The 23,239-nt window shown below is 71.2% G+C and carries 18 protein-coding genes; 9 read left to right on the forward strand and 9 right to left on the reverse strand.

Annotated features, from left to right (window positions below; translation table 11 throughout):
* Window positions 1-4 precede the first annotated feature (4 nt).
* Window positions 5-1,639: a peptide-N4-asparagine amidase gene (locus AC1P0E_RS03135; protein WP_482740614.1), complete on the reverse strand. Its 1,635-nt coding sequence runs from the start codon at window positions 1,637-1,639 to the stop codon at window positions 5-7.
* 156 nt (window positions 1,640-1,795) lie between these two features.
* On the opposite strand from AC1P0E_RS03135, the gene AC1P0E_RS03140 reads away from it, so the two are divergent.
* Together AC1P0E_RS03140 and AC1P0E_RS03145 are read left to right on the forward strand one after the other, a co-directional pair.
* Entirely contained in the window at window positions 1,796-3,637 is a 1,842-nt protein-coding gene (locus tag AC1P0E_RS03140) for an ABC transporter transmembrane domain-containing protein (RefSeq protein WP_482745635.1), read from the forward strand.
* Window positions 3,634-5,415, forward strand: coding sequence for an ABC transporter ATP-binding protein (locus tag AC1P0E_RS03145; RefSeq protein ID WP_482740615.1), 1,782 nt, complete (start codon window positions 3,634-3,636; stop codon window positions 5,413-5,415). Before AC1P0E_RS03140 ends, AC1P0E_RS03145 begins: the two co-directional genes overlap by 4 nt.
* Window positions 5,416-5,643: 228 nt before the next feature.
* Here the strand turns inward: AC1P0E_RS03145 and AC1P0E_RS03150 are convergent, their stop codons facing one another.
* The 5 genes from AC1P0E_RS03150 to AC1P0E_RS03170 form a co-directional block, all read right to left on the reverse strand.
* On the reverse strand, window positions 5,644-7,143 hold the full coding sequence (locus AC1P0E_RS03150) for a SulP family inorganic anion transporter (protein WP_482740616.1): 1,500 nt from the start codon (window positions 7,141-7,143) through the stop codon (window positions 5,644-5,646).
* 8 nt (window positions 7,144-7,151) lie between these two features.
* Complete coding sequence (locus AC1P0E_RS03155) at window positions 7,152-7,760, reverse strand: carbonic anhydrase (protein ID WP_482740617.1); 609 nt, start codon at window positions 7,758-7,760, stop codon at window positions 7,152-7,154.
* Window positions 7,761-7,874: 114 nt separating this feature from the next.
* Window positions 7,875-8,264: a hypothetical protein gene (locus tag AC1P0E_RS03160; protein WP_482740618.1), complete on the reverse strand. Its 390-nt coding sequence runs from the start codon at window positions 8,262-8,264 to the stop codon at window positions 7,875-7,877.
* 212 nt (window positions 8,265-8,476) lie between these two features.
* Window positions 8,477-10,438 (reverse strand): flavin monoamine oxidase family protein, encoded by a 1,962-nt coding sequence (locus AC1P0E_RS03165; RefSeq protein WP_482740619.1) that lies wholly within the window; start codon window positions 10,436-10,438, stop codon window positions 8,477-8,479.
* 69 nt (window positions 10,439-10,507) lie between these two features.
* Window positions 10,508-11,299: a metal-dependent hydrolase gene (locus AC1P0E_RS03170; RefSeq protein ID WP_482740620.1), complete on the reverse strand. Its 792-nt coding sequence runs from the start codon at window positions 11,297-11,299 to the stop codon at window positions 10,508-10,510.
* Between the two features lie 121 nt (window positions 11,300-11,420).
* Here AC1P0E_RS03170 and AC1P0E_RS03175 point away from each other — a divergent pair, with 121 nt between their 5' ends.
* The 3 genes from AC1P0E_RS03175 (at window position 11,421) to AC1P0E_RS03185 (ending at window position 15,640) form a co-directional block, all read left to right on the forward strand.
* Complete coding sequence (locus tag AC1P0E_RS03175) at window positions 11,421-13,934, forward strand: DEAD/DEAH box helicase (RefSeq protein ID WP_482740621.1); 2,514 nt, start codon at window positions 11,421-11,423, stop codon at window positions 13,932-13,934.
* Window positions 13,935-13,961: 27 nt separating this feature from the next.
* Entirely contained in the window at window positions 13,962-14,837 is an 876-nt protein-coding gene (locus AC1P0E_RS03180) for an acyl-CoA thioesterase (protein WP_482740622.1), read from the forward strand.
* A 335-nt stretch (window positions 14,838-15,172) separates the two neighbouring features.
* Window positions 15,173-15,640: a VOC family protein gene (locus AC1P0E_RS03185; protein WP_482740623.1), complete on the forward strand. Its 468-nt coding sequence runs from the start codon at window positions 15,173-15,175 to the stop codon at window positions 15,638-15,640.
* A gap of 534 nt (window positions 15,641-16,174) precedes the next feature.
* Here the strand turns inward: AC1P0E_RS03185 and AC1P0E_RS03190 are convergent.
* Window positions 16,175-17,431: a metal-dependent hydrolase family protein gene (locus AC1P0E_RS03190; protein WP_482740624.1), complete on the reverse strand. Its 1,257-nt coding sequence runs from the start codon at window positions 17,429-17,431 to the stop codon at window positions 16,175-16,177.
* Between the two features lie 373 nt (window positions 17,432-17,804).
* On the opposite strand from AC1P0E_RS03190, the gene AC1P0E_RS03195 reads away from it, so the two are divergent.
* Window positions 17,805-18,296 (forward strand): glutathione peroxidase, encoded by a 492-nt coding sequence (locus tag AC1P0E_RS03195; RefSeq protein ID WP_482740625.1) that lies wholly within the window; start codon window positions 17,805-17,807, stop codon window positions 18,294-18,296.
* Window positions 18,297-18,364: 68 nt separating this feature from the next.
* On the opposite strand, the gene AC1P0E_RS03200 is transcribed toward AC1P0E_RS03195, so the two are convergent.
* Window positions 18,365-19,591 carry an acyl-CoA dehydrogenase family protein gene (locus AC1P0E_RS03200; RefSeq protein ID WP_482740626.1) on the reverse strand — a complete coding sequence of 409 codons (1,227 nt, stop codon included), beginning with the start codon at window positions 19,589-19,591 and terminating at the stop codon, window positions 18,365-18,367.
* A 139-nt stretch (window positions 19,592-19,730) separates the two neighbouring features.
* Here AC1P0E_RS03200 and AC1P0E_RS03205 point away from each other — a divergent pair, with 139 nt between their 5' ends.
* Window positions 19,731-20,381, forward strand: a complete 651-nt coding sequence (locus tag AC1P0E_RS03205; RefSeq protein WP_482740627.1) for a TetR/AcrR family transcriptional regulator — start codon at window positions 19,731-19,733, stop codon at window positions 20,379-20,381.
* 133 nt (window positions 20,382-20,514) lie between these two features.
* Here AC1P0E_RS03205 and def read toward each other — a convergent pair whose 3' ends face one another.
* Window positions 20,515-21,060 (reverse strand): peptide deformylase, encoded by a 546-nt coding sequence (def, locus tag AC1P0E_RS03210; protein ID WP_482740628.1) that lies wholly within the window; start codon window positions 21,058-21,060, stop codon window positions 20,515-20,517.
* 161 nt (window positions 21,061-21,221) lie between these two features.
* Here def and AC1P0E_RS03215 point away from each other — a divergent pair, with 161 nt between their 5' ends.
* Both AC1P0E_RS03215 and AC1P0E_RS03220 read left to right on the forward strand, forming a co-directional pair.
* Window positions 21,222-22,460, forward strand: coding sequence for a MurT ligase domain-containing protein (locus AC1P0E_RS03215; RefSeq protein ID WP_482740629.1), 1,239 nt, complete (start codon window positions 21,222-21,224; stop codon window positions 22,458-22,460).
* Window positions 22,461-22,491: 31 nt separating this feature from the next.
* Window positions 22,492-23,220 (forward strand): type 1 glutamine amidotransferase, encoded by a 729-nt coding sequence (locus tag AC1P0E_RS03220; RefSeq protein WP_452809017.1) that lies wholly within the window; start codon window positions 22,492-22,494, stop codon window positions 23,218-23,220.
* Window positions 23,221-23,239 lie beyond the last annotated feature (19 nt).

Below are 23,239 nucleotides of genomic sequence, written 5' to 3' on the forward strand. Positions count from 1 at the left end.
TCCGTCAGCAGCGCAGCCGGTCCTCCGTCACCGTCCCCTGCGCCGTCTTCAGGCTCCGGTCGTAGCAGCCCGCCGTTCCGTACAACCGGTAGCGCTCACTCGACGTGCCGACCGCGTGCCGCTCCTCACGCGGGACGTTCGCGGTGTACGTGGCGTCGCCCTCGTACGCGTCGTCGAACCGCGACCAGGACACCCGCTTTCCGCCCCGCACCGTGGCGGTGTCGGCGCGGTCGCCGAGCGAGAGCACGGTGCGCAGCCGGTCGCCGGCGGCGCCGAACGTCAGTGTCGTCGCGCCGTCCATGGTGTACGTGCGGTGGGCGCGCACGGTGGTGGCCGGGCCGCGCCCGTCGGCGGTGACGGTCTCGTTGTCCGTCCACGTGCCCTTGAGCGCGTCGGTGTTGCCGGTCCCGCCGTCGGTCCAGCGGTGGACCGAGGTGTGGGCGAGCGTGCGGTGGACGGACGTGACGACCCGCCCGTGCGAGGTGTTCAGATGGCCGGAGAGCGTGAGCCGGTGGCCGCCCTCGGTGTCGAGGCGGTGCTCCGAACCCGCTGTGTACGTCGAGGAGTTCGCGGGGGCGCCGTTGTCGTGCCGGGTCAGCGCACCCGTGACGACCTCACTGCCCTTGTCCTGCCACACCAGCACATTGACGGGCGTGCTCCAGCCGGTCTGCCCCTGCGGAACACCGACGACCGAGACCTCCACGCGGTGCGGCCGGCCGTCGTTGAGCCTGCCGGCGAAGGGGGTCAGGTCGTACTGGATGGGCTTGATGTCGAAGGCGCGGGGGCCGGGGATCACGTACCAGAGGAAGGGGTTGGACCAGCCGCCCGTCCAGACGGTCGGGAACGGTGCGGCGATTCCCGCCAGTTGTCCGTCGACCTTGATCTGCACCTCGCGGTAGGGGCCGTCCGGCGTCTTGCAGGAGTACGGCGCCTCCTCGGGGACGGACAGGTACCAGTACTCCTCACAGCCGCCGCCCGAGCCCGTCGCGTACACCTCGGCGAGGACGCGTTCGGAGTTGCGCGGGGTGGTGAGCCGGTCCCCGCCGTCGAGGGTGAGGACACGGTCCGGGGTGGTGGCGGCCGGCGCGGTGCGGCCTTCGGCTGCGTAGAAGGTCAGGGTCGCCCTGACGTCGATGACGCCGGTGTACGTCTCGTTGACGACATTGCCGATGAGCATCTCGACGGGCTGTTCGCGGCGCAGGGTGTCGCTGTAGCGCGTGACGTCCTTCTCCACGGACCAGGCGATGCCTTCGGGAGAGGGTTGCGGGGTGGAAGTGCGCAGTACCTCGACGCCGCCGATGTGCAGGTAGCCGAGGCGGTCGTACTGCCGTCCCGCGACCTTGCCTTCGAGGCGGAGCACCACCTTGCTCCAACGGCGGCCGCAGTCCTTCGGGGGCGCGTATCCGCCTCTGTACGGCGTGAAGTCGCGGAACTGGGCCCGTGCGACGGTGACTTGGCAGGACCGCGTGCCGGGAGCGGCGACGGGCGGCGCCGCGGTGACGGGATCGTGCCAGTCGCGGCCGAATTCGGCGGGCGGCCCGGCTGCGGCGGTGGCCGCTCCGGCCTGACCGGCCCCGAACACGGACCCGGCCACCAGGGCCAGTCCCGCGAGCATGCACATGACTTTTGGTCGTCTCATGCGTGAGGAGTGAAGCGTGGGACGGCTCGGAGCGCCAGAGCCGGATGTTCGATCTTGGCGTGTTCTGTGTCCCGGCGCCCATAAATCGATTGCCTTCGCCGGGGGAAAACGCGAACCTTGCACGGTTTCAGCCAGTACACCGAGCCGTGGGACGTCATGCAGATTCGCGATCTTCCGTATCCCGATCCGGGCGTCCCCGACGTCCGGTCCGGGCCCCGATTCCTCTACTGGCTCGGGCGGAACCAGCTCGGGGGGCAGCTCAAGTCGCTCTCGTGGGGGCTCCTGCACCAGTGCGGCGTCGCCGGCCTGCCGCTGGGCGTGGGGCTCTCCGTACAGGCTGTGATCGACCGGTCCGGCAGCGGGCTGGCGCTCGCCGCCGGGCTGATCGCCCTGCTGGGCGTGGCCGTCGCCCTCGGCGACACCATGCTGCACAGGACCGCCGTCACCAACTGGATCACCGCGGCCGCCCGGGTGCAGCAGCTGCTCGCCCGCAAGACCGCGGAGCTCGGCTCGGCGCTGACCCGCAGGGTCGCGGCGGGCGAGGTCGTCGCCGTGTCCACCGGCGACGTCGAGAAGATCGGCTGGTTCGTCGAGGCGCTGTCGCGCTTCGCCGCCGCCGCTCTCACCCTCGTCCTCGTGTGCGTGGGGCTGGTGGTCTACCAGCCGGCGCTGGGCATCGTCGTGGCGATCGGGGTGCCCGTACTGGCCCTGTCCGTCCTGCCGTTGCTGCCGAAGGCGACCCGGCGGGCCGACGCCCAGCGCGAGATGGCCGGCAAGGCCACCGAGCTTGCTTCCGACACCGTCGCGGGCCTTCGCGTACTGCGCGGTATCGGCGGCGAGGAGCTGTTCCTCGGCCGCTACCGCAAGGCCTCGCAGGAGGTGCGCAAGGCGGCCGTGCGCAGCGCCCGGATGTGGGCGCTCATCTCGGCGGTCCAGGTGCTGCTGCCCGGCCTGCTGCTGATCACCGTCGTGCTGTACGGGGCGAAGCTCACCCTCGACGGACGGATCACGGTCGGCGAACTGGTCACCGTCTACAGCGCGGTCACACTCCTGCTCTACCCGCTGCGGCACTTCGAGGAGATCGCCATGGCGTACTCCTTCTCGCGGCCCTCGGCCAAGCGGGCCGCGCGGGTGCTGTCGCTGGAGCGCACGGCGTACGCGGCGGGCGACTCGGCTCCTTCCGCCGAAGAGGAGACACCGGCCGGCGACCTGTACGACCCGGCCACCGGACTGCTCGCACCCGCGGGCCGGTTCACCGCCGTCGTGTGCGGTGACCCCGACCTGGCGGGGCGGCTCGCGGAGCGCCTCGGCGGCCACGCCACCTCGGACACCGCCACCGGGGACACGGCGCCGCCTTCGGCACTGCTCGGCGGAGCGGCGCTCGACGACCTCCCGCTGATCACCGCGCGCGGTGCGGTGCTCGTCCAGGACAAGGACCCTGTGCTGCTCTCCGGCACGCTCAGCGAGCTGCTCGACGTACCGGCTTCGGGGAACGTGGCGGCGGCGGACGCGCTGGACGCGGCCCAGTGCGACGACGTACTGGCGGCTCTCGCCCAGGCTTCGGCGGACCGCTCGGACGACCCCATGCACACCCGGATCACCGAGCGCGGGCGCTCGCTCTCCGGCGGCCAGCGTCAGCGCCTGGCGCTGGCGCGCTCGCTGGTGACCGACCCGGAGGTGCTCGTCCTTGACGAGCCGACCTCGGCCGTCGACTCGCACACCGAGGCGCGGGTCGCGGCGGGCGTGAAGCGGCTGCGTACGGGACGTACGACCGTCGTCTTCGCGTCGTCGCCGCTGGTGCTCGACCAGGCCGACCGGGTGGTGCTCGTCGACGAGGGCGAGGTCGCCGCGGTCGGCGTGCACCGCGAACTGCTGCACACCGACCCGCGGTACCGCGCGGTCGTCACCCGCGAGACGGACGCCGAGAGCGCCGCGGTCACGCGGGCCATGGAACAGGCCGACGTACCCGTACTGGAAGAAATCGAGGAATCGGCATGATCGGCGTCGCGCCACCGGCGTACGACCCGGCGGCACCGGAGTCGGCGACGACCCTGCCCGTCGGCAGTCCGGCGACCGTACGGACGTATGTGCGCGAGCTGATGAGACGGCACCGCAGGGCGTTCGCCGTCCTCGTGTCGTTCAACGCGCTGGCCGTCATCGCCTCGATGGCGGGCCCCTACCTCCTGGGCTCGCTCGTCGAGGACTTGGCGGCCGGGGCGCGCGAACTCCATCTGGAGCGCACCGCCGCGGTCTTCGCGGCGGCCCTGCTCGTCCAGACGCTCTTCACGCGCCAGATGCGGCTGCGGGCCGCGATGCTCGGCGAGGAGATGCTGGCCGACCTGCGCGAGGACTTCCTCGTACGGTCGGTCGGCCTGCCACCGGGCGTACTGGAGCGGGCGGGCACGGGTGATCTGCTGTCGCGCATCACGACCGACATCGACCGGCTGGCGAACGCGATGCGCGAGGCCGTGCCGCAGCTCGCCATCGGTGTGGTGTGGGCCGGGCTGCTGATCGGTGGCCTGACCGTCACCGCGCCGCCGCTGGCGCTGGCGGTTCTGGTGGCTGTGCCCGTTCTCGTCATCGGCTGCCGCTGGTACTTCAGGCGGGCGCCGTCGGCGTACCGCTCGGAGGCGGCGGGCTACGCGGCGGTCGCCGCGATGCTCGCCGAGACGGTGGACGCGGGGCGGACCATCGAGGCGCACCGCCTCGGCGGCCGCCGGGTGGCCCTGTCCGAGCAGCGGATCAGGGAGTGGACGGCGTGGGAGCGGTACACGCTGTGGCTGCGGTCGGTGCTCTTCCCCGTCATCAGCGTCACGCACATGACGATCCTGTGCTCGGTGCTGGTGATCGGCGGCGTCTTCGTCCTGGAGGGCTGGATCAGCGTCGGCCAGCTGACGACGGGCGCCCTGCTCGCGCAGATGCTGGTCGACCCGGTCAACCTCATCCTGCGCTGGTACGACGAACTCCAGGTCGCCCAGGTGTCGCTGGCCCGGCTCGTCGGCGTACGGGAGATCGAGCCGGACGCCGGTGACGCAGCGGTCACACCCGACGGGCGAGCGGTACGGGCCGACGCGGTGCACTTCGGGTACCGGGCGGACGTCGACGTACTGCACAAGGTGACGCTGGACGTCGCGCCGGGCACTCGGATGGCTCTGGTCGGCCCTTCGGGCGCCGGCAAGTCCACGCTGGGGCGGTTGCTCGCGGGGATCTATGCGCCGCGTACGGGCGAAGTGACGTTGGGCGGGGCCGAGTTGTCACGGATGCCGGCCGAGCGGGTGCGCGCGCACGTGGCGCTGGTCAACCAGGAGCACCACGTCTTCGTGGGGTCCCTGCGCGACAACCTGCTGCTGGCCCGCACGGGCGCGGACGACGCGGAGCTGTGGGCGGCGCTCGGTGCGGTCGACGCGGACGGCTGGGCGCGGGCGCTGGACGACGACCTCGACACCGAGGTCGGCTCGGGCGGCCAGGCGCTCACCCCGGCGCAGGCGCAGCAGATCGCGCTGGCCCGCCTGGTGCTCGCCGACCCGCACACGCTGGTGCTGGACGAGGCGACGTCGCTGCTGGACCCACGGGCGGCGCGCCATCTGGAGCGCTCGCTGGCGCGGGTGCTCGACGGCCGTACGGTCGTGGCGATCGCGCACCGGCTGCACACCGCGCACGACGCGGATGTGATCGCGGTGGTCGAGGAGGGCCGGATCAGCGAACTGGGCAGCCACGACGAACTGGTGGCGGCGGACGGCGCGTACGCCGCACTCTGGCGCTCCTGGCACGGCTAGCGCCGCGGGGGCGGCGCGGCGCCGGTGCGGGTGCGGGTGCGGCGCCGGCCCCCTGCGGGGCCTTTCCCCACCCCGCCCCTTCCCGAAGGCGGGGCTCCGCCCCACACCCCGGTCCTCAAACGCCGGACAGGCTGGGGGGTGCGGGGCGGCCCTGCGGGCGCGGTGCGGTACGGCCCCGTCCCCGGGGGGCCAAGGGCGGCACCACGGACGCCCGGCACGCGCGGGGTGTCAGGCCGCCACGCGTACCGGTTTTACTCCCTCTTCGTTGTGGCGGTCCGTCCAGGCTGTCAGGGCCGCGCCGCAGGCGTGGTCCACGTGGCGCAGGCCCGACAGGTCGAGTTCGATCGGCCGGTCGCGGGGCAGCGCCTCCAGTTCGTCGAGGAGCTTCGGCAGGCGCAGGAACGTCGCGTTGCCCAGGACACGGACGCGTACCGGGCCCCGCTCGTCCTCGTCGGTGCCGGAGACCTCCACGTGGACGTGGGACGTCTCCCAGGCCGTCTTCGCTACCGCCAGCAGCAGGCCGATCAGTACCCCTTCGAACATGTTGATCGCCACGATCGAGAGCGCCGTGACCCCCAGCACCACCGCCTCGCCCCGGTGTTCGCGCCACAACGGCGCGAGCTCCTTCACCGGGATCAGCTTCCAGCCCGCGTGCACCAGCACACCCGCCAGCGCCGCCACCGGGATCACCCCGAGAGCCGCCGGGAACGCCGCCGCGAAGACGAGCAGCCATACGCCGTGGAGCACCCGGGAGGCCTTGGTGCGCGCCCCGGCCTGCAAGTTGGCCGAGCTGCGTACGATCACCGCCGTCATCGGCAGCGCGCCGAGCATTCCGCACACCGCGTTGCCCGCGCCCTGGGCGACGAGCTCCTTGTCGTAGTCGGTCCTCGGACCGTCGTGCAGCCGGTCCACCGCCGCCGCGCTGAACAGGCTCTCTGCCGACGCGATCAGGGTGAAGGCGACGACCGTTCCCAGCAGGCCCACCTCGGCCAGCTGTCCCAAGTCGGAGAGCCCCGGCGGCTGTACGGCGTCGAGCAGCCCCTTGACCTCCACCCGCGCGACCGGCGGGTCGAAGACCACCGCCACGGCAGTCGCGAGTGCGACCGCCGCCAGCGGGGCGGGCAGCACGCGTGCCGCGGCCGGAATCCTCGGCCACAGCACCAGTACGGCCACCGTGCCGGCCCCGATACCCAGCGCGGTCAGCGCAGGACCCGACCCGAGGGTGTCGGCCGCGAGACCCGGCAGGCCGCCGATCTTCGCGAGCCCGCCGGCGGGCGCCTCGGCGTCGGCCAGCGCGTACAACTGGCCGGCGATGAGCACCAGGCCGATGCCCGCGAGCATGCCCTGCACCACCGCGATCGAGATCGCCCGGAACCAGCGGCCCAGCCGGAAGGCGCCCATGGCCAGTTGCAGCACCCCGGCGCCCAGCACGATCACGCCGAGTGCGCCGATCCCGTACTCCTGCACCGCCTCGTACACGAGCACGGTCATCCCGGCCGCCGGGCCGCTGACCTGGAGGCTGCTGCCGGGCAGCAGCCCGGTGACGAGGCCGCCCACGATCCCGGTGACGAGGCCGAGTTCGGCGGGCACACCGGAGGCGACGGCCACGCCGACGCACAGCGGCACCGCCACCAGGAAGACGACGAGCGAGGCGGTGAAATCGGCACGGAGATCGCCGGAGCGGCGCTGCCTGAAGACGTTCGCGACGGCCTGGGTCAGGGTCTTCACGCCGGCGCTCACAGCGGGAGGAAGGCGTCGGCGGCGGGCTGGTGAGCGAGGACCAGACCGGTGTCCACGGCGTAGAACCAACCGTGCAGCCGCAGTTGTCCGGCGGCCATCCGCTCCGCGACGCACGGGTAGGCGCGCAGCCGCTCCACCTGCTCGCGGACGTTGCGCTGGACGGCTGCGGCGACCTCCGTGTCGGCGTCCGCGTGGAGTCCGGCCAAGTCGTCCGGCAGCTGGCTCTCCAGCCATCCGGCGACCGCCGGTACGGCGCGCAGGTCCTCGCCGCGCACCCGCGCGCCGATGGCGCCGCAGTGGGAGTGCCCGCACACCACGATGTCGGGGACGCGCAGCACACTCACCGCGTACTCGATGGTCGCGGCCTCACCGCTGGGCCGGTCCGGGCGGTAGGCGGGAACCGCGTTGCCCGCCGTACGCAGCTCGAACAGCTCGCCGGGGCGCGCGCCGGTGATCAGGGAAGGGACGACGCGGGAGTCGGAGCAGGTGATGAAGAGCGCCTGCGGGGACTGGCCGGCCGCCAGCCGTCCGAACCACTCGCTCTGCTCACGGTGCGCGGCTATTCGTTCGCCCAGCGAGCGGGCATGGTCGATGAAGGTCTGCATGGGGGGAATCGCCTCCAGGAGCGATGGCAGTACCGAGATGACGTATCGGTACGTAGTACGAGAAATCGGCCCGCAGAGCTCAGTTCTACGGGGAAATCGGTCCGTACGGCCGTCTCAGCAGCGAAAGACCTGGAGGGCGATCGGGAGTTCCCCGGATCTGGAGGGGGTGTGTCTGTACGGCGCGTCGCCGTCGGTCGCGAGGGCGTCTCGCGGGAGCTCCACGGCCGGGGTGGGCAGGGGGTGGACCGCGTGGACGACCGCCTGAGGGGCGCCCGTCTCCGGCCGCTGCGCGCGGCGAGCCTGGCCGGGATGGGCCTTGGTGTCGGAGTCGGGGGGCGAACAGGAACCCTGCGCGGCCACCGGCGGCGCCGTTTCGGGCTCGGTGAGCAACGCGAGTCCGGCGGCGGAGCGAACGGCGCCGGCCTGGTCGGTGGCGACCGTGAGGGAGAGCAGTGCGAAGACCGCCAACAGCAGTGCCTTGGCGGCCGCGGTGATCCGCAGCAAGGTTCCCCCCTCCCCTGGACGTCGTGCGTGCGTTGTGCGGCACGGCATGGTGTCGAGTGCCGTCACCATTGTGTCAAGGAGGAGGCGCCGAACAGCAACTCGGCAATTTACAACGACGTTAACTCTCCGCGAACGGGGTCACATCGCACCCGGCGGGGTGAGGCGGGGACACCGGCCGGAGCCGCGGCCGGCGTCCCCGCGACGTGACGCCGTCAGCGACCGCCGTGAACCTCCAGCGCCGCACGCACCGCGGACTCCAGCGCCCCCTCGATCCAGGCGGGCTTCAGCGAGGTGTGGCAGCCGGCGAAGTGCAACGGGCCTTCGGGGGTGCGCATGTCCGGGAAGATCTCGGTGTGCTGACCGGGCAGGAGTACGGACGCCTCCCCGTAGGCGTACGGGTCGCGCTGCCAGCTCTGGGTGCGGCCGACGCCCGTGTAGAACACCTCGAGCCGCTGCCCGTACACCTCCTGCATGCCGCGCAGCGCGAGCGCGTAGCGGGCCTCGTCGTCGTAGGAGTCCCAGCGCCTGGCGTCGTCCGCCCAGCTGTACGAGGCGAGTACGACGCCTCCGTCGCTGCCCTCCACGGGGTGGGACGGGTTGAACATGAAGCGGTTCGGGTTGTCGGTCACCGATCCGCCGCCGATGACCTCCGCCGCCTCGGGCTGGTCACGGGAGACCCAGCAGTGCGCCGCGTAGTGCGTGCGCTGTGCCTGCGAGAGGTACCCGCGAGGCACGGAGGGGTGGGCGCCGAGCAGCCGTCCGTCGTCCGGGACGCGGCCCTTGCGGTAGGCGGCGTACAGGCCGGGGTCCATGGCGTTCAGCTCGCGCTTCCAGTCGTCCTCGCTCATCTCCCACCAGCGGCGGCTGAATTCGAGGAGGACCTTGGTGGCGCTGTCGTAGTGCACCTCGCAGACGGCCCGGCGCTTCTCGTACGAGACCGGGGGCGAGATCTGGACGTGCCGCAGTCCGGAGAAGGGGATGGTGACGATGGCGGTGTCGCCGGAGAACTGCTCCCGGACGACTTCGCCGTCGCGCCCCTCGGAGACGGTGTGCAGCCGCACGCGCGGCCCCGGAGCGCCCGCGTCGCGGGTTTCGATGCGCGTGACGCGCCGGTCGAAGCGCACCTCGTCGCGTACGTCGTCGAGGAGCGCGTCCGCGAGGACCGCCGTGCCGCCGGTCAGCTCGTAGAACTTGGTGCCAGGGCTGATCAGGGACGCGCCCATGAAGCTGTGCATGAAGGACAGCGGGAGCCGGGACGTCATGTTCTCCAGCGTGCCGATCAGGTCGATCGTGCGCGTGTCGAGCTTCGCGTGCTCGGTGAGGAAGCGGTACATCGACCAGTCACCGAAGCGCTGGATGATCCGGGCCCAGCCCTTGACGAGTTCGGGCATCGGCTTGTTGACGCGGGTGCCGTCCGGTCGGCGGGTGCTGTACTCGTCGCGGACCGGGTCCAGGGCCTGCCGGACGATCTCGGAGGCGGGGACATCCTCATATTTGCGCGGCACACCGAAGGAACGGTTGACCGCCTGCGGGTTCTTCGCGTAGTCGGCGCGCCGCGCCCTGATCCCGTTGACGCGGATCCAGGTGCGGTACACCGGCTTGCCGTCGGGGTCGGCGTCGATGTAGTGGAAGGGCCGGCGCTCGATGCCCAGGTGGTCGATCAGCCCGATGACCAGCGGGTGGCTGCCGGGGATGCGCATGGCACCGGCCTCGGCGTACTGCTTCGGATCGGCGAACGGCTGCTTGGCGTTCTCGTGGCCGCCGGTCCGGAACGTCTTGATGCGGCCGCCCGCACGGTTTCCGTTGGCCTCGACGACGGTCACCCGGTGACCGGCCCGCTTGAGGAGGGAAGCCGCCACCATGCCGGCCGGTCCGGCGCCGATCACCAGCACCTTCTTCGGTGCGGTGCCCGCCCTCGGCAGCCCGTCGCCGAGAAGGATCTTCTCGTACCGCGGGATCAGGGGCTTGTTGTCCTCACCGACCACCAGCAGGGCGCGGGCGACGGTCAGGCACGTCTGCCAGTCGGCGGTGGAGCGGGGAGCGGCAGGTGCGGCGGGCGCGGGAGCCGCCGTCGCCGGGGCGGCCGTCCCGGCGACGGCGGTGGCGGCAGCCGCGGCGGCCACCGTCCCGGTACGGGCAGTGAACTGACGTCGCGTCAAATTATTGGGTTCCATGATCCCAAGAACTGGATCTTGGTGCGCCCGGCAGCGGGTCCGGGTCCGAATTCACCCGAACGGAAAGCGTCAGATGAGGTTGAGCGCCGCCGCGCCGCCCACTCCCCCGAGGAGCATGAAGGCCGGCATCAGCACCTTCAGCTCCACCCAGCTGCCCGCGCGGAACCGCAGCCCCTTCGGCGGCCCGATCGGGTACCAGCGCTTGCGGCCGACGGGGATGGGCCACAGGATCGGGCAGCCGGAGACGGTGAGCGCGTCACCGATGTCGTGCACGAGCGCGCCGAGGACGATCGGCAGGCCGAGCCACAGGTACTCCTGGCCGTCGCCGGTGAACAGCCAGTCGGCGCCGTTGCCCGGTTTGTCCAGCACTCCCGCCAGAATCCACGCGCTCGTCGCGCCGAGGAGCCACACCAGTACGTCGCTGGACACCCGGGCGGCCCGCCAGAGCAGCCCTTCCACGGCCAGCACCAGGTGGATGAAGAGGAGTACGAGCACCGCCCAGCGGCCACCGGTGTACGCCGTGAGCGACGCGCCGCCGCCGATCATGACCGCCCACAGCCAGGTGTGGGTGAGGGTGCGGTGGCCGCCGGTCCTGCGCGGGTCGGCGGGCTTCTTGGTCGCCTTGTAGACGGCGTACGACAGCTTGTCGACGATGTCGCACATGCCCCTCGACACGGGTCCGAAGGCGCGCGAGATGGTCGCGGACTTGTGGTCGAGGTCGGGGGCGAGGGCCGCGCCGGCGCAGATCAGGGCTCCGACGACGAGCACGGGCCAGGGCATCGGCTGTCCGGCGGCGGCGGCCGCCGCCCCCACCCCCAGCCAGGCCGCTGCTCCCGACAGTGAGTGCGCCGGTCCCATCATGGTCGTTCCCCGCCCGTTTGCTCTTGTGCTGCACCCCAGTTGACACGGAAGCGTATCGCTCGTGATCTTCGTGCGACCGACCGGTTCCCTGTTCAGGGGGTAAGCCAGGCAAGATGGGGGCGTGACCCTTATCGATCAGATGCCCCCGACCGCCGACCCCGATGCCCTCTTCGAGGCTTTCACCTCATGGGCCGAGGGCCAGGGCATCAGTCTCTATCCCGCTCAGGAGGAGGCGCTGATCGAGGTGGTGTCCGGTGCGAATGTGATCTTGTCCACTCCCACCGGTTCCGGCAAGAGCCTGGTCGCGGCGGGCGCGCACTTCGCCGCCCTCGCCCAGGACAAGGTCACCTTCTACACCGCGCCGATCAAGGCCCTGGTCTCGGAGAAGTTCTTCGACCTGTGCAAGCTCTTCGGTACGGAGAACGTCGGCATGCTGACGGGCGACGCGTCCGTCAACGCCGACGCCCCCGTCATCGCCTGCACGGCCGAGGTACTGGCCTCCATCGCGCTGCGCGACGGCAAGCACGCCGACATCGGCCAGGTCGTGATGGACGAGTTCCACTTCTACGCCGAACAGGACCGCGGCTGGGCCTGGCAGATCCCGCTGCTGGAACTGCCGCAGGCGCAGTTCGTCCTCATGTCGGCGACGCTCGGTGACGTCGCGATGTTCGAGAAGGACCTGACACGGCGTACCGGCCGCCCGACGTCCGTCGTGCGCTCCGTGACCCGCCCGGTCCCCCTGTCGTACGAATACCGCCTGACCCCCATCACCGAGACGCTGACCGAACTGCTCGAGACCAGGCAGGCGCCGGTCTACATCGTGCACTTCACCCAGGCGGCGGCCGTCGAGCGGGCGCAGTCGCTGATGAGCATCAATATGTGCTCGCGCGAGGAGAAGGACCAGATCGCCGAGCTGATCGGCAGCTTCCGCTTCACCACGAAGTTCGGCAAAAACCTTTCCCGCTTCGTACGGCACGGGATCGGCGTGCACCACGCCGGCATGCTGCCCAAGTACCGCAGGCTCGTCGAGAAGCTCGCGCAGGCGGGCCTGCTGAAGGTCATCTGCGGTACGGACACACTCGGCGTCGGCGTCAATGTCCCCATCCGTACGGTGCTGTTCACGGCACTGACGAAGTACGACGGCACACGGGTACGCACGCTCCGCGCCCGGGAGTTCCACCAGATCGCGGGCCGCGCGGGCCGGGCCGGCTTCGACACGGCGGGTCTGGTCGTGGCCCAGGCGCCCGAGCACGTCGTGGAGAACGAGAAGGCGCTCGCCAAGGCCGGCGACGACCCGAAGAAGCGCCGCAAGGTGGTCCGCAAGAAGGCCCCCGAGGGCTTCGTAGCCTGGTCGGAGACGACCTTCGACAAGCTGATCGGCTCCGACCCCGAGCCGCTGACGTCCCGCTTCCGCGTCACGCACACCATGCTGCTGTCGGTCATCGCCCGCCCCGGCAACCCCTTCGCCGCCATGCGCCACCTCCTGGAGGACAACCACGAGCCGCGCAAGGCGCAGCTGCGGCACATCCGGCGGGCCATCGCGATCTTCCGCTCGCTGCTCGACGGCGGTGTGGTGGAAATGCTGGAGACCCCGGAGGCCGACGGCCGTACCGTACGGCTGACCGTCGATCTCCAGCAGGACTTCGCGCTCAACCAGCCGCTGTCCACGTTCGCGCTGGCCGCGTACGAGCTGCTGGACCCGGATTCCCCTTCGTACGCCCTGGACATGGTGTCCGTCGTCGAGTCGACGCTGGACGACCCGCGCCAGATCCTCGCCGCCCAGCAGAACAAGGCGCGCGGCGAGGCGGTCGGCCAGATGAAGGCGGACCGTGTCGAGTACGAGGAGCGCATGGAGCGGCTCCAGGAGATCACGTACCCGAAGCCGCTGGAGGAGCTGCTGTGGCACGGGTACAACGTCTACCGCAAGAGCCACCCGTGGGTCGGCGACCACCCGGTGTCGCCGAAGTCGGTGGTCCGCGACATGTACGAACGGGCCATGACCTTCGCCGAGTTCACCTCGCACTACGAGCTCGCCCGCACCGAGGGCATCGTGCTGCGCTATCTCGCGGGCGCGTACAAGGCGCTCGAGCACACGATCCCGGACGACATCAAGTCCGAGGACCTGGAGGACCTGATCGCCTGGCTCGGCGAGCTGGTGCGCCAGGTCGACTCCAGCCTCCTCGACGAGTGGGAGCAGCTCGCCAACCCCGAGGTGGAGACGGCAGAGCAGGCGCAGGAGCGCGCCGACCAGGTCAAGCCGGTCACGGCGAACGCGCGGGCCTTCCGGGTGCTCGTACGCAACGCCATGTTCCGCCGCGTCGAGCTGGCGGCCCTGGACAACGTCCGCGAGCTGGGCGAGATGGACGGCGAGTCCGGCTGGGACGAGGACAAGTGGGGCGAGGCCATGGACGCGTACTGGGACGAGTACGAGGACCTGGGCACGGGGCCCGACGCGCGCGGTCCCAAGCTGCTGATGATCGAGGAGGACGCCGAGCACGGCCTGTGGCGCGTCCGCCAGACGTTCGCCGACCCGAACGGCGACCATGACTGGGGCATCGGCGCGGAGGTCGATCTCGCCGCCTCGGACGAGGAGGGGCGGGCGGTCGTCCGCGTCACCTCGGTCGGTCAGCTGTAGAACCGTAGAACCTAGGAGAAACGTCCCGTGACGACGAACCCCGCCGAACGGCTCGTCGATCTGCTCGACCTGGAGCAGATCGAGGTCAACATCTTCCGCGGCCGCAGCCCGCAGGAGTCCCTGCAACGCGTCTTCGGCGGGCAGGTCGCCGGACAGGCGCTGGTCGCGGCCGGCCGTACGACCGAGGGCGACCGGCCGGTGCACTCGCTGCACGCGTACTTCCTGCGGCCCGGCCGCCCGGGTGTGCCGATCGTCTACCAGGTGGAGCGGGTACGGGACGGGCGTTCCTTCACCACCCGGCGGGTCACGGCCGTCCAGCAGGGCCGGACGATCTTCAACCTGACCGCTTCCTTCCACCAGCCGGAGGAGGCCGCCTTCGAGCACCAGCTGCCGCCGCGCCTCTCCTTCCCGGACCCGGACTCGCTGCCGACGGTGGCGGACGAGATCCGCGAGCACCTCGGGGAGCTGCCGGAGGCGATGGACCGGATGGCGCGCCGGATGCCCTTCGACATCCGGTACGTCGACCGGCTGCGCTGGAGTGCCCAGGAGATCAAGGAGGCGGACCCGCGCAGCGCGGTGTGGATGCGCGCGGTCGGGCCGCTGGGCGACGACCAGCTCGTGCACACGTGCGCGCTGGCGTACGCGTCGGACATGACGCTGCTGGACGCGGTCCGTATCCCCGTGGAGCCCCTGTGGGGCCCGCGCAATTTCGACATCGCGTCGCTGGACCACGCCATGTGGTTCCACCGGCCGTTCCGGGCCGACGAGTGGTTCCTGTACGACCAGGAGTCCCCCATCGCGACGGGCGCGCGGGGGCTGGCGCGGGGCCGGATCTACGACCGGGCGGGGAACTTGCTGGTGTCGGTGGTGCAGGAGGGACTGTTCCGTCCGTTGCCGTCCTGACTGCTGACTGGCCGACTGGCCGACTGGCTGACTCCCGACTCTTGAGTCCCACCCCGGACAGGCCCCCGCTGTGGGTCGCATGCGTGAATGGCGCATTGTGACGAGCCCTCCCCTGCGCGAGCCTGGCGACGTCCGGCCCATCGGGTGCCGGTGAGTCCAGCGTGTCCCAGCGAATCCGCCGTAGTGCTCGCCGCAGGTGTGGGACTTCTGCACCGAGTGGCACTCGGCCTGCATCGGTCACTGACGGGCGGCGCGTTGGTCCTAGGTCCAGCGGCCCGGACGGACTGCGGCCGGCGGCGGTTCTGTGGCTGGGCCGGGGTGGCGAGAATGGGGCCATGACTTCTTCCTCGTGGCCGGAACATCTCGACGTGGGGGCCGTGCGGTTCGCACGGCCCACCGCGCGTTACGACGACGTTCTCACCTTCTACCGTGACGACTTGGGTCTGCCGGTCCTCGGGCAGTGGCGGGGAGATGAGGGCCATGCGGGGTACGACGGGGTGCTGTTCGGGCTGCCGGGTGCTCCGGTGCACATGGAGATCACGCAGCATGGTTCACCGCCGCGGATCCCGGAGCCGCATCCGGAGAACCAACTGGTGCTGTACTTGCGGGGCGCGGCGGCGGTGGACGCGGCGGCGCGGAGGCTGCGGGAGCGGGGGCACGAGCCGGTGAAGGCGGCCAATCCGTACTGGCCGGAGCGGGGCTCGGTGCTTTTTGCCGATCCGGACGGGTGGGTGGTGGTGCTGGCGCCGTGGGTGTTCGGGGAGGACCCGGTGCCGGTGCCTGTGCCTGTGCACCCGGCGTAGCGGGTTTCTCCCCCACCCCCGCCCCTTCCCGAACTGGGGCCGGCCCCAGACCCCGGCGCCCTACGGGCGTGTCCTCAAACGCCGGACGGGCTGGATCGGACTGGAAGATCCGGTCGGAAACCCAGTCCACCAGGACCGGGGCGAGTACACCGGCGACGCCGAAGACGACGGGGATGAGCGTGGCACCGGCCTTGTCGATCTCGGGGAGGCGGCGGCTGACGATCACCGGGCCCCAGAGCAGGATGGCGTACCGGGCGGGCTTGAGCAGGAAGTAGGCCAGGCCGAGCGTGAGCACCATGCGGTCGCGCAGGGTGGCGCGGTAGAGGGCGAGGCCGGAGACGCGCGGTGCGGCGGACCGGGACTCATGCGTCGCCGGGCCGGTGTCCTACGGCGGGGCGGCGAGGCCGCCGAACGCGTAGTTGGTGCTCCACAGCCCCAGGACCCGGCCGCGCTCCCGCACCGTGAAGAAGTCGCCCCTGTTCTGGTGACGCTCATGGGTGTTCACTCCGGGTTCTGGGGCGTACGAGAGGCGGATCAGGCCGCGAGACCGTCGAGATCCTTGTATGTTACACCGTTCTTCATGACGAGCCGGATGCCGGCGGGCTCACCGAGAATGGCGATGCCGGTCAGCGGATTGCCTCGGGCGACGACGACATCGGCTCGCTTTCCGGCCTCCAGCGTGCCGATCTCACCGGCCAGGCCGAGGAGTTCGGCGGCCTCGCTCGTGCCCGCGCGGATCGCGCCCATCGGCGTCATCCCGCTGTCGACGAGGTACGCCAGTTCCCGCAGGTTGGTGCCGTGTTCCGCGATGCCGCAGTCGGTGCCCATGGCGACGCGCACGCCCCGCGTGATGGCGTGCGGGATGTGCCGGCGGGCGACGGACTGCCAGTGCTTCTTCTTCGCGTACGCCCAGCTCGCCGCCTTCTGCGGGTCGGGGTCGGTGTTCGCGGTGGTGAGCGTGGGCACCAGGAAGGTGCCGCGCTCAAGCATCAGGTCGATGGCCTCGTCGTCGATCTCGTAGCCGTGCTCGACGCTGGCGACCCCGCCGCGTACGGCGTTGAGAATGCCGCCGCGTCCCTGGGCGTGCGCGGCCACCTTCCTGCCCCGGTGGCCCGCCGCGATCTCGGTGATCGCACGGATCTCGTCCTCCGTGAAGCCGTCGTCGCCCGGCTGGTCCGTCGGACTCCACACCCCGCCCGTGGCCGCGACCTTGACGCAGTCGGCGCCCTGTCGGAGCACCCCGCGCACCGCCTTGCGGCATTCGGTGGGCCCGTCGGCCAGGCGCCCCATACCGGGGTCGCTCTCGCCGTCGTCGTAGGCCGTCCGGAAGTCGCCGTGACCGCCGGTGGGACTGAGCATGGCGATCGCGACGAGCAGGCGCGGTCCGACGATCAGCCCCGACTCGACCGCCTCCCGGTGGCCGGCGTCCGCGCCGCCGAGGTCGCGGGCGGTCGTGACGCCCGCTTCGAGGGTGAGCCTCATGCGCGGCGCGGCGAGGAAGGTCCGCAGCGAGGGCGGCATCGCGGCGATCTCGGCGTGGCTGAGGGCGCCGCCGGGCGCCGCCATGTGGACGTGGCAGTCGATGAAGCCCGGCAGGATCGTGTCTCCGCGTACGTCGATACGCCGCACCGGGGCGGGCGGTCCGGGCAGCTCCGGCGCTTCCCCGGACGGGCCTGCCCACCGGACGAGCCCGTCCTCGACGAGCACCGCCCCGTCCGCGACCGGCTCGCCCCCTGTGCCGTCGATGAGCAGTCCGTTGTGCAGGAGTACGGGGGTGGTGGGGCCGGTCATGGCGCGGTTCCTTCCCAGACGGTGGTGCGGAGAGCGGGGGTTTCAGCCGACCGGGGCGGACTGCGGGACGGTGTCCCGCACGGGGCTCTTCGCCCGTACGAGATCGGCCGCCGCGCAGCACCACCACACGGTGGTGCAAGCGTCCTCGGTCGGAACGGCGGTGCCCTTTAACGCGGGGAGAACGGGCGCGTCCCGCTCAGCGAACCCGCCGCCGGGCTGGGAGTGAGCGTCAACACCGCGGGCCGCCGGCCGACCCGGCATCTGGACGCGGAAGGCCGGGCCGTCGGCCCCGTTCCGGTCGGCCTCTGGAACAGTACGGAGCAGTGACCGACGGCCGGCAGTGTCCGGCCACAGCTATCCATAGGAGACGGCGATGAGCCTGTACGACATCCCCCTGCGCACCCTGACCGGCGAGCCGACCACCCTGGCGGCCTACGAGGGCAAGGCGGTGCTGGTGGTGAACGTCGCGTCCAAGTGCGGACTGACGCCGCAGTACGCCGGCCTGGAGCGGCTGCAGAAGACGTACGAGGACCGGGGCTTCACGGTTCTCGGTGTGCCCTGCAACCAGTTCGCGGGCCAGGAGCCGGGCAGCGCGGAGGAGATCGGGACCTTCTGCTCGGCGAGCTACGGCGTGACGTTCCCGCTGCTGGAGAAGATCGAGGTCAACGGTGACCACCGGCACCCGCTGTACGTCGAGCTGACCGCGGCGAAGGACGAGGCCGGCGAGGCCGGGGACGTCCAGTGGAACTTCGAGAAGTTCCTGGTGAGCGCGAAGGGCGAGGTCGTCGGCCGGTTCCGCCCGCGCGTCGAGCCCGAGGCCGCCGAGGTCGTGGCGGCCGTCGAGGCGCAGCTCCCCAGCGCCTGAAGGCACACGAAGGCGCCGTCCCCCGTACGCGGTGGGACGGCGCCTTCGTCGTACTCCGATGGGGCGTACTAGCGGATCGGCATCCCCGAGAGGGTGCGGGCGATGACCAGGCGCTGGATCTCGCTCGTGCCTTCGAAAATGGTGTAGATCGCCGCGTCGCGGTGCATCCGCTCCACCGGGTACTCACGCGTGTATCCGTTGCCGCCGAGGATCTGCACGGCCTGCGCGGTGACCTTCTTGGCCGTCTCGCTGGCGAACAGCTTCGACATCGAGCCCTCGGCCGAGGTGAACGGCTTGCCCGTGGTCGCCATCCAGGAGGCCCGCCAGACCAGCAGCCGCGCCGCGTCGATCTGGGTGCGCATGTCGGCGAGCTGGAAGGCGACACCCTGGTTGTCGATGATCGGGCGGCCGAACTGCTCGCGCGTCTTGGCGTAGTCGAGTGCGACCTCGTACGCCGCGCGGGCGGTGCCCACCGCCATGGCGCCGACGGCCGGGCGCGACGCCTCGAAGGTGGCCATCGCGGCGTTCTTCACGCGCTCGCCGCCCTTCTGGGCGCGCTCGCGGGAGCGGGCGAGGCGCTCGTCGAGCTTGTCCTTTCCGCCGAGCAGGCAGTGGCCGGGGACGCGCACGTTCTCCAGGACGACCTCGGCGGTGTGCGAGGCGCGGATACCGTGCTTCTTGAACTTCTGGCCCTGGGACAGGCCGGGCGTGTTCGGCGGGATGATGAAGGAGGCGTGGCCCTTGGAGCCGAGCTCGGGGTCGACGAGGGCGACGACGACATGGACGTTGGCGATGCCGCCGTTGGTCGCCCACGTCTTGGTGCCGTTCAGCACCCACTCGTCCTTGGCCTCGTCGTAGACGGCGCGTGTGCGCATCGCCGATACGTCGGAGCCGGCGTCGGGCTCGGAAGAGCAGAAGGCGGCGACCTTGACGTCGTCGGCGTCGCCGTACATCTGGGGGATCCAGGTGCCGATCTGCTCCTCGGTGCCGTTGGCGAGGACGCCGACGGCGGCCAGGCCCGTACCGACGATGGACAGGGCGATGCCCGCGTCGCCCCAGAACAGCTCCTCCATCGCCATCGGGATGCCGAGGCCCGTCGGGTCGAAGAACTGCTGCGCGTAGAAGTCGAGGGAATAGATGCCGAGCTTGGCGGCTTCCTGGATGACGGGCCAGGGCGTCTCCTCGCGCTCGTCCCATTCGGCGGCGGCCGGGCGCATCACATCGGCGGCGAATCCGTGGATCCAGTCGCGGACCTGCTTCTGGTCGTCGTTGAGATCGAGCGTGAACTCGGCCATCGTCCCCTCCAGGCGTTACTTGCGGTAACAGAAGTCTGTTACCGGTAAGTAGGCCCTGTCAACCGCGGCAGCGCGGCACACGGCCATGGTGTTACGTTTCGCAGGCGTCACGGAATCGCTTTGGGCGGGGAGACACACCATGGAAACCACACGGCAGGACGAACAGCAGCGCTCCGCTGCGGCACGGCGACGGCGGGACCTGCTCGAAGCGGCGGACCGGGTGGTGCTGAGGGACGGTCCACAGGCTTCCATGAACGCCATAGCCGCCGAGGCCGGGATCACGAAACCGATCCTCTACCGGCACTTCGGCGACAAGGGCGGGCTCTACCGCGCCCTGGCCAAGCGCCACACCGACGCGCTGCTCTCCGCCCTGCGGGCGGCGCTGGACGCGCCCGCCGAGCGGCGGGAGCGGGTCGAGGCGACGCTGGACACGTACCTCGCGGCGATCGAGGCGAGGCCGCAGGTGTACCGCTTTCTGATGCATCCCTCCGAGGACGCGACGTACCAGCCCGAGCAGGGCTTCGACGTCGGCCGCCACTCGGCGCCGTTGCTGCGGCGTCTCGGCGAGGAGCTGGGCATCGTGATCGCCGAGCGCGTGGATCTGGGACCGGACAGCGAGCAGCTGGCGCGGGTGTGGGGGCACGGGATCGTCGGCATGATGCACGCCGCGGGTGACTGGTGGCTGAGCGAACGGCCGTGCTCGCGCGCGGCGTTGGTGTCCAGCCTCGCGGACTTGCTCTGGGGCCGGCTGGCCGCCGCGGGCGACCGCGAGGGCGGCCCGGGCTTCTGACCCCGCCCAAACGCCGGACGGGCTGGAATTGCCTGCCGGGACTGGATTTACCGCGCGCCGGACACATCCCCGCTCAGCGGTACTGTCCAGCCCCTCCGGCGTTTGAGGAACGGGGTCTGGGGCAGCGCCCCAGCTACCCCCGGCCACCCCAAGACGCGCGCCGCGCCGCCCGCAACGCCTTCGCGCGGCGCCAGCCGGTGAGGCGGTCCGTGTAGACCAGGCCGCCCAAGTGGTCGCACTCGTGCTGCAGGCACCGCGCGAAGAAGCCCGTGCCTTCCACACGCACCGGATCGCCCGCCACCGACACCCCCTCCACCACCGCCCGGTCGAAGCGTTCCGTACCCGCCTCGATACCCGGCAGCGACAGGCACCCCTCCGGACCGCGTACGGTGATGCCGTCGGCCTCGACCAGTCGTGGGTTGACGATGTGACCGACATGCCGGACATCCTCGTCGTCCGGACAGTCGTAGACGAAAACGCGCAGCGGTACGCCGACTTGATTGGCCGCGAGGCCAACCCCCTCGGCGGCGTACATCGTCGCGAACATGCCCTCGACGAGCCGGACCAGCGAAGGACCGAAGTCGGTCACCGTCTCGCAGGGCGCGTGCAGCACCGGGTCACCGAGCAGTGTCATGGGTCGTACGAGCCCGGAACTGCCGGGAATCGGGCGGTGTCGCATGGCGGCAAGCGTACGGGCAAACGTACGTTCCACCGGGGGCCGCAGCGTCCCAGGTGGTGCCGGGGTGCGGGGGCCCGGCTGGATCTCGATAGGCTGAGCCCCGACGTTGACCGGTGGACCTGGGGCAAATGCGGCGCCGGATGCAAGGAGGATCAGTGACGATGGCAGGCAACACGGAGCCGTTGTCGCCGCGGGCCAAGCTGGCCGTGACGGCAGGCAAGGCCGCGGCGGCGGTGTCCCGCGCCGCGGGACGCGGCAGCGGATCCGTGATCGGCGGCAAGGTGGCGCTCAAGCTCGACCCCGACCTGCTCGGGCGGCTCGCCCAGCATCTCGACGTCGTGCTCGTGTCCGCGACGAACGGCAAGACGACGACGACCCGGCTCATCGCCGAGGCTCTGCGGGCCAGCGGCCCCGTCGTCTCCAACGCGCTCGGCGCCAACATGCCGGCGGGCATCACCTCCGCCCTGGCGGGCGGCTCGGACGCGAAGTACGGCGTGATCGAGGTCGACGAGAAGTACCTCGCCGGAGTCGCACGCGATGTGACGCCGAAGGCGATCGCGCTGCTCAACCTCTCCCGCGACCAGCTCGACCGCGCCGCCGAGACCCGGATGCTCGCCGAGAAGTGGCGCGAGGGCCTGTCCGGCACGAAGGCCGTCGTCATCGCGAACGCCGACGACCCGCTGATCGTCTGGGCCGCCTCCTCCTCCCCCAACGTGGTGTGGGTGGCGGCGGGCCAGGAGTGGAAGGACGACGCCTGGTCCTGCCCCTCCTGCGGCGGTGTGATGCAGCGCCCGGGCGACGACTGGTTCTGCGGCGAGTGCGGCTTCCGCCGCCCCGCCCCGAGCTGGGTGCTGAGCGGCGACCACGTCGTCGACCCGCACGGATCGGCCTGGCCGATCCACCTCCAGCTGCCCGGCCGCGCCAACAAGGCGAACGCCGCCACCTCCGCCGCGGTCGCGGCCGTGTTCGGTGTGCCGCCGCAGGTGGCGCTGGAGCGGATGTACGAAGTCCAGGCTGTCGCGGGCCGGTACGACATCGTCCAGTTCCAGGAGCGCGAGCTGCGGCTGCTGCTCGCCAAGAACCCGGCGGGCTGGCTCGAAACGTTTTCCCTCATCAACCCGCCGCCCACGCCGGTCATCCTGGCCGTCAACGCGCGCGGCGCGGACGGCACGGACACCTCCTGGCTCTGGGACGTCGACTACACCCGGCTGGCCGGCCACCCGATCTTCGTGCTCGGTGACCGCAAGCTGGACCTCGCCGTGCGCCTCGAGGTCGCGAACCTGGACTTCCGGGTCTGCGAGACGCTCGACGAGGCCGTGCAGCTGGCGCCGCCCGGGCTGATCGAGACGATCGCCAACTACACCGCGTTCCAGGACCTGCGCCGCCGCGTCGGCAACTAGGCCCGCGTACACCGGAAAAGGACAAGCAAGCATGAGCGACAACAGCCTGCGCCTGGTGTGGATCTACCCGGACCTGCTGAGCACGTACGGCGACCAGGGCAACGCCCTCGTCGTGGAGCGCCGGGCCCGTCAGCGCGGCCTCGACGTGCACCGTGTCGACGTACGCAGCGACCAGCCGATCCCCACTTCGGGCGACATCTACCTGATCGGCGGCGGTGAGGACCGGCCGCAGCGGCTCGCGGCGGAGCGGCTGCGCCGCGACGGCGGTCTGGAGCGCGCGGTCAGCAACGGCGCGATCGTCTTCTCGGTCTGCGCCGGGTACCAGATCCTCGGCCACGAGTTCATCAACGACCTCGGCGAGCGCGAGCAGGGCCTCGGCCTGCTCGACGTGGTCAGCACGCGCGGCGAGGGCGAGCGGTGCGTCGGCGATGTCCTCGGGGACATCGACGAGCGCCTCGGCCTGCCGCCGCTGACGGGCTTCGAGAACCACCAGGGCATCACCCATCTGGGCCCCACCGCACGGCCGTTCGCCCGGACGCGGATCGGCAAGGGCAATGGAACCGGTGACGGCACGGAGGGCGCGTACAACGACACCGTCTTCGGTACGTACATGCACGGTCCGGTGCTCGCCCGCAACCCGCTCATCGCGGACCTGCTGCTGAAGCTGGCTCTGGACGTCAACGCGCTGCCGCCCACCGACGACCGGTGGTACGAGGCGCTGCGCGCCGAGCGCATCGCCTCGGCCACGCAGCCGGCCTGACGGACTGTCGCGGTTCGTA

The sequence above is a fragment of the Streptomyces sp. TRD_SC_5 genome, from assembly GCF_056836825.1.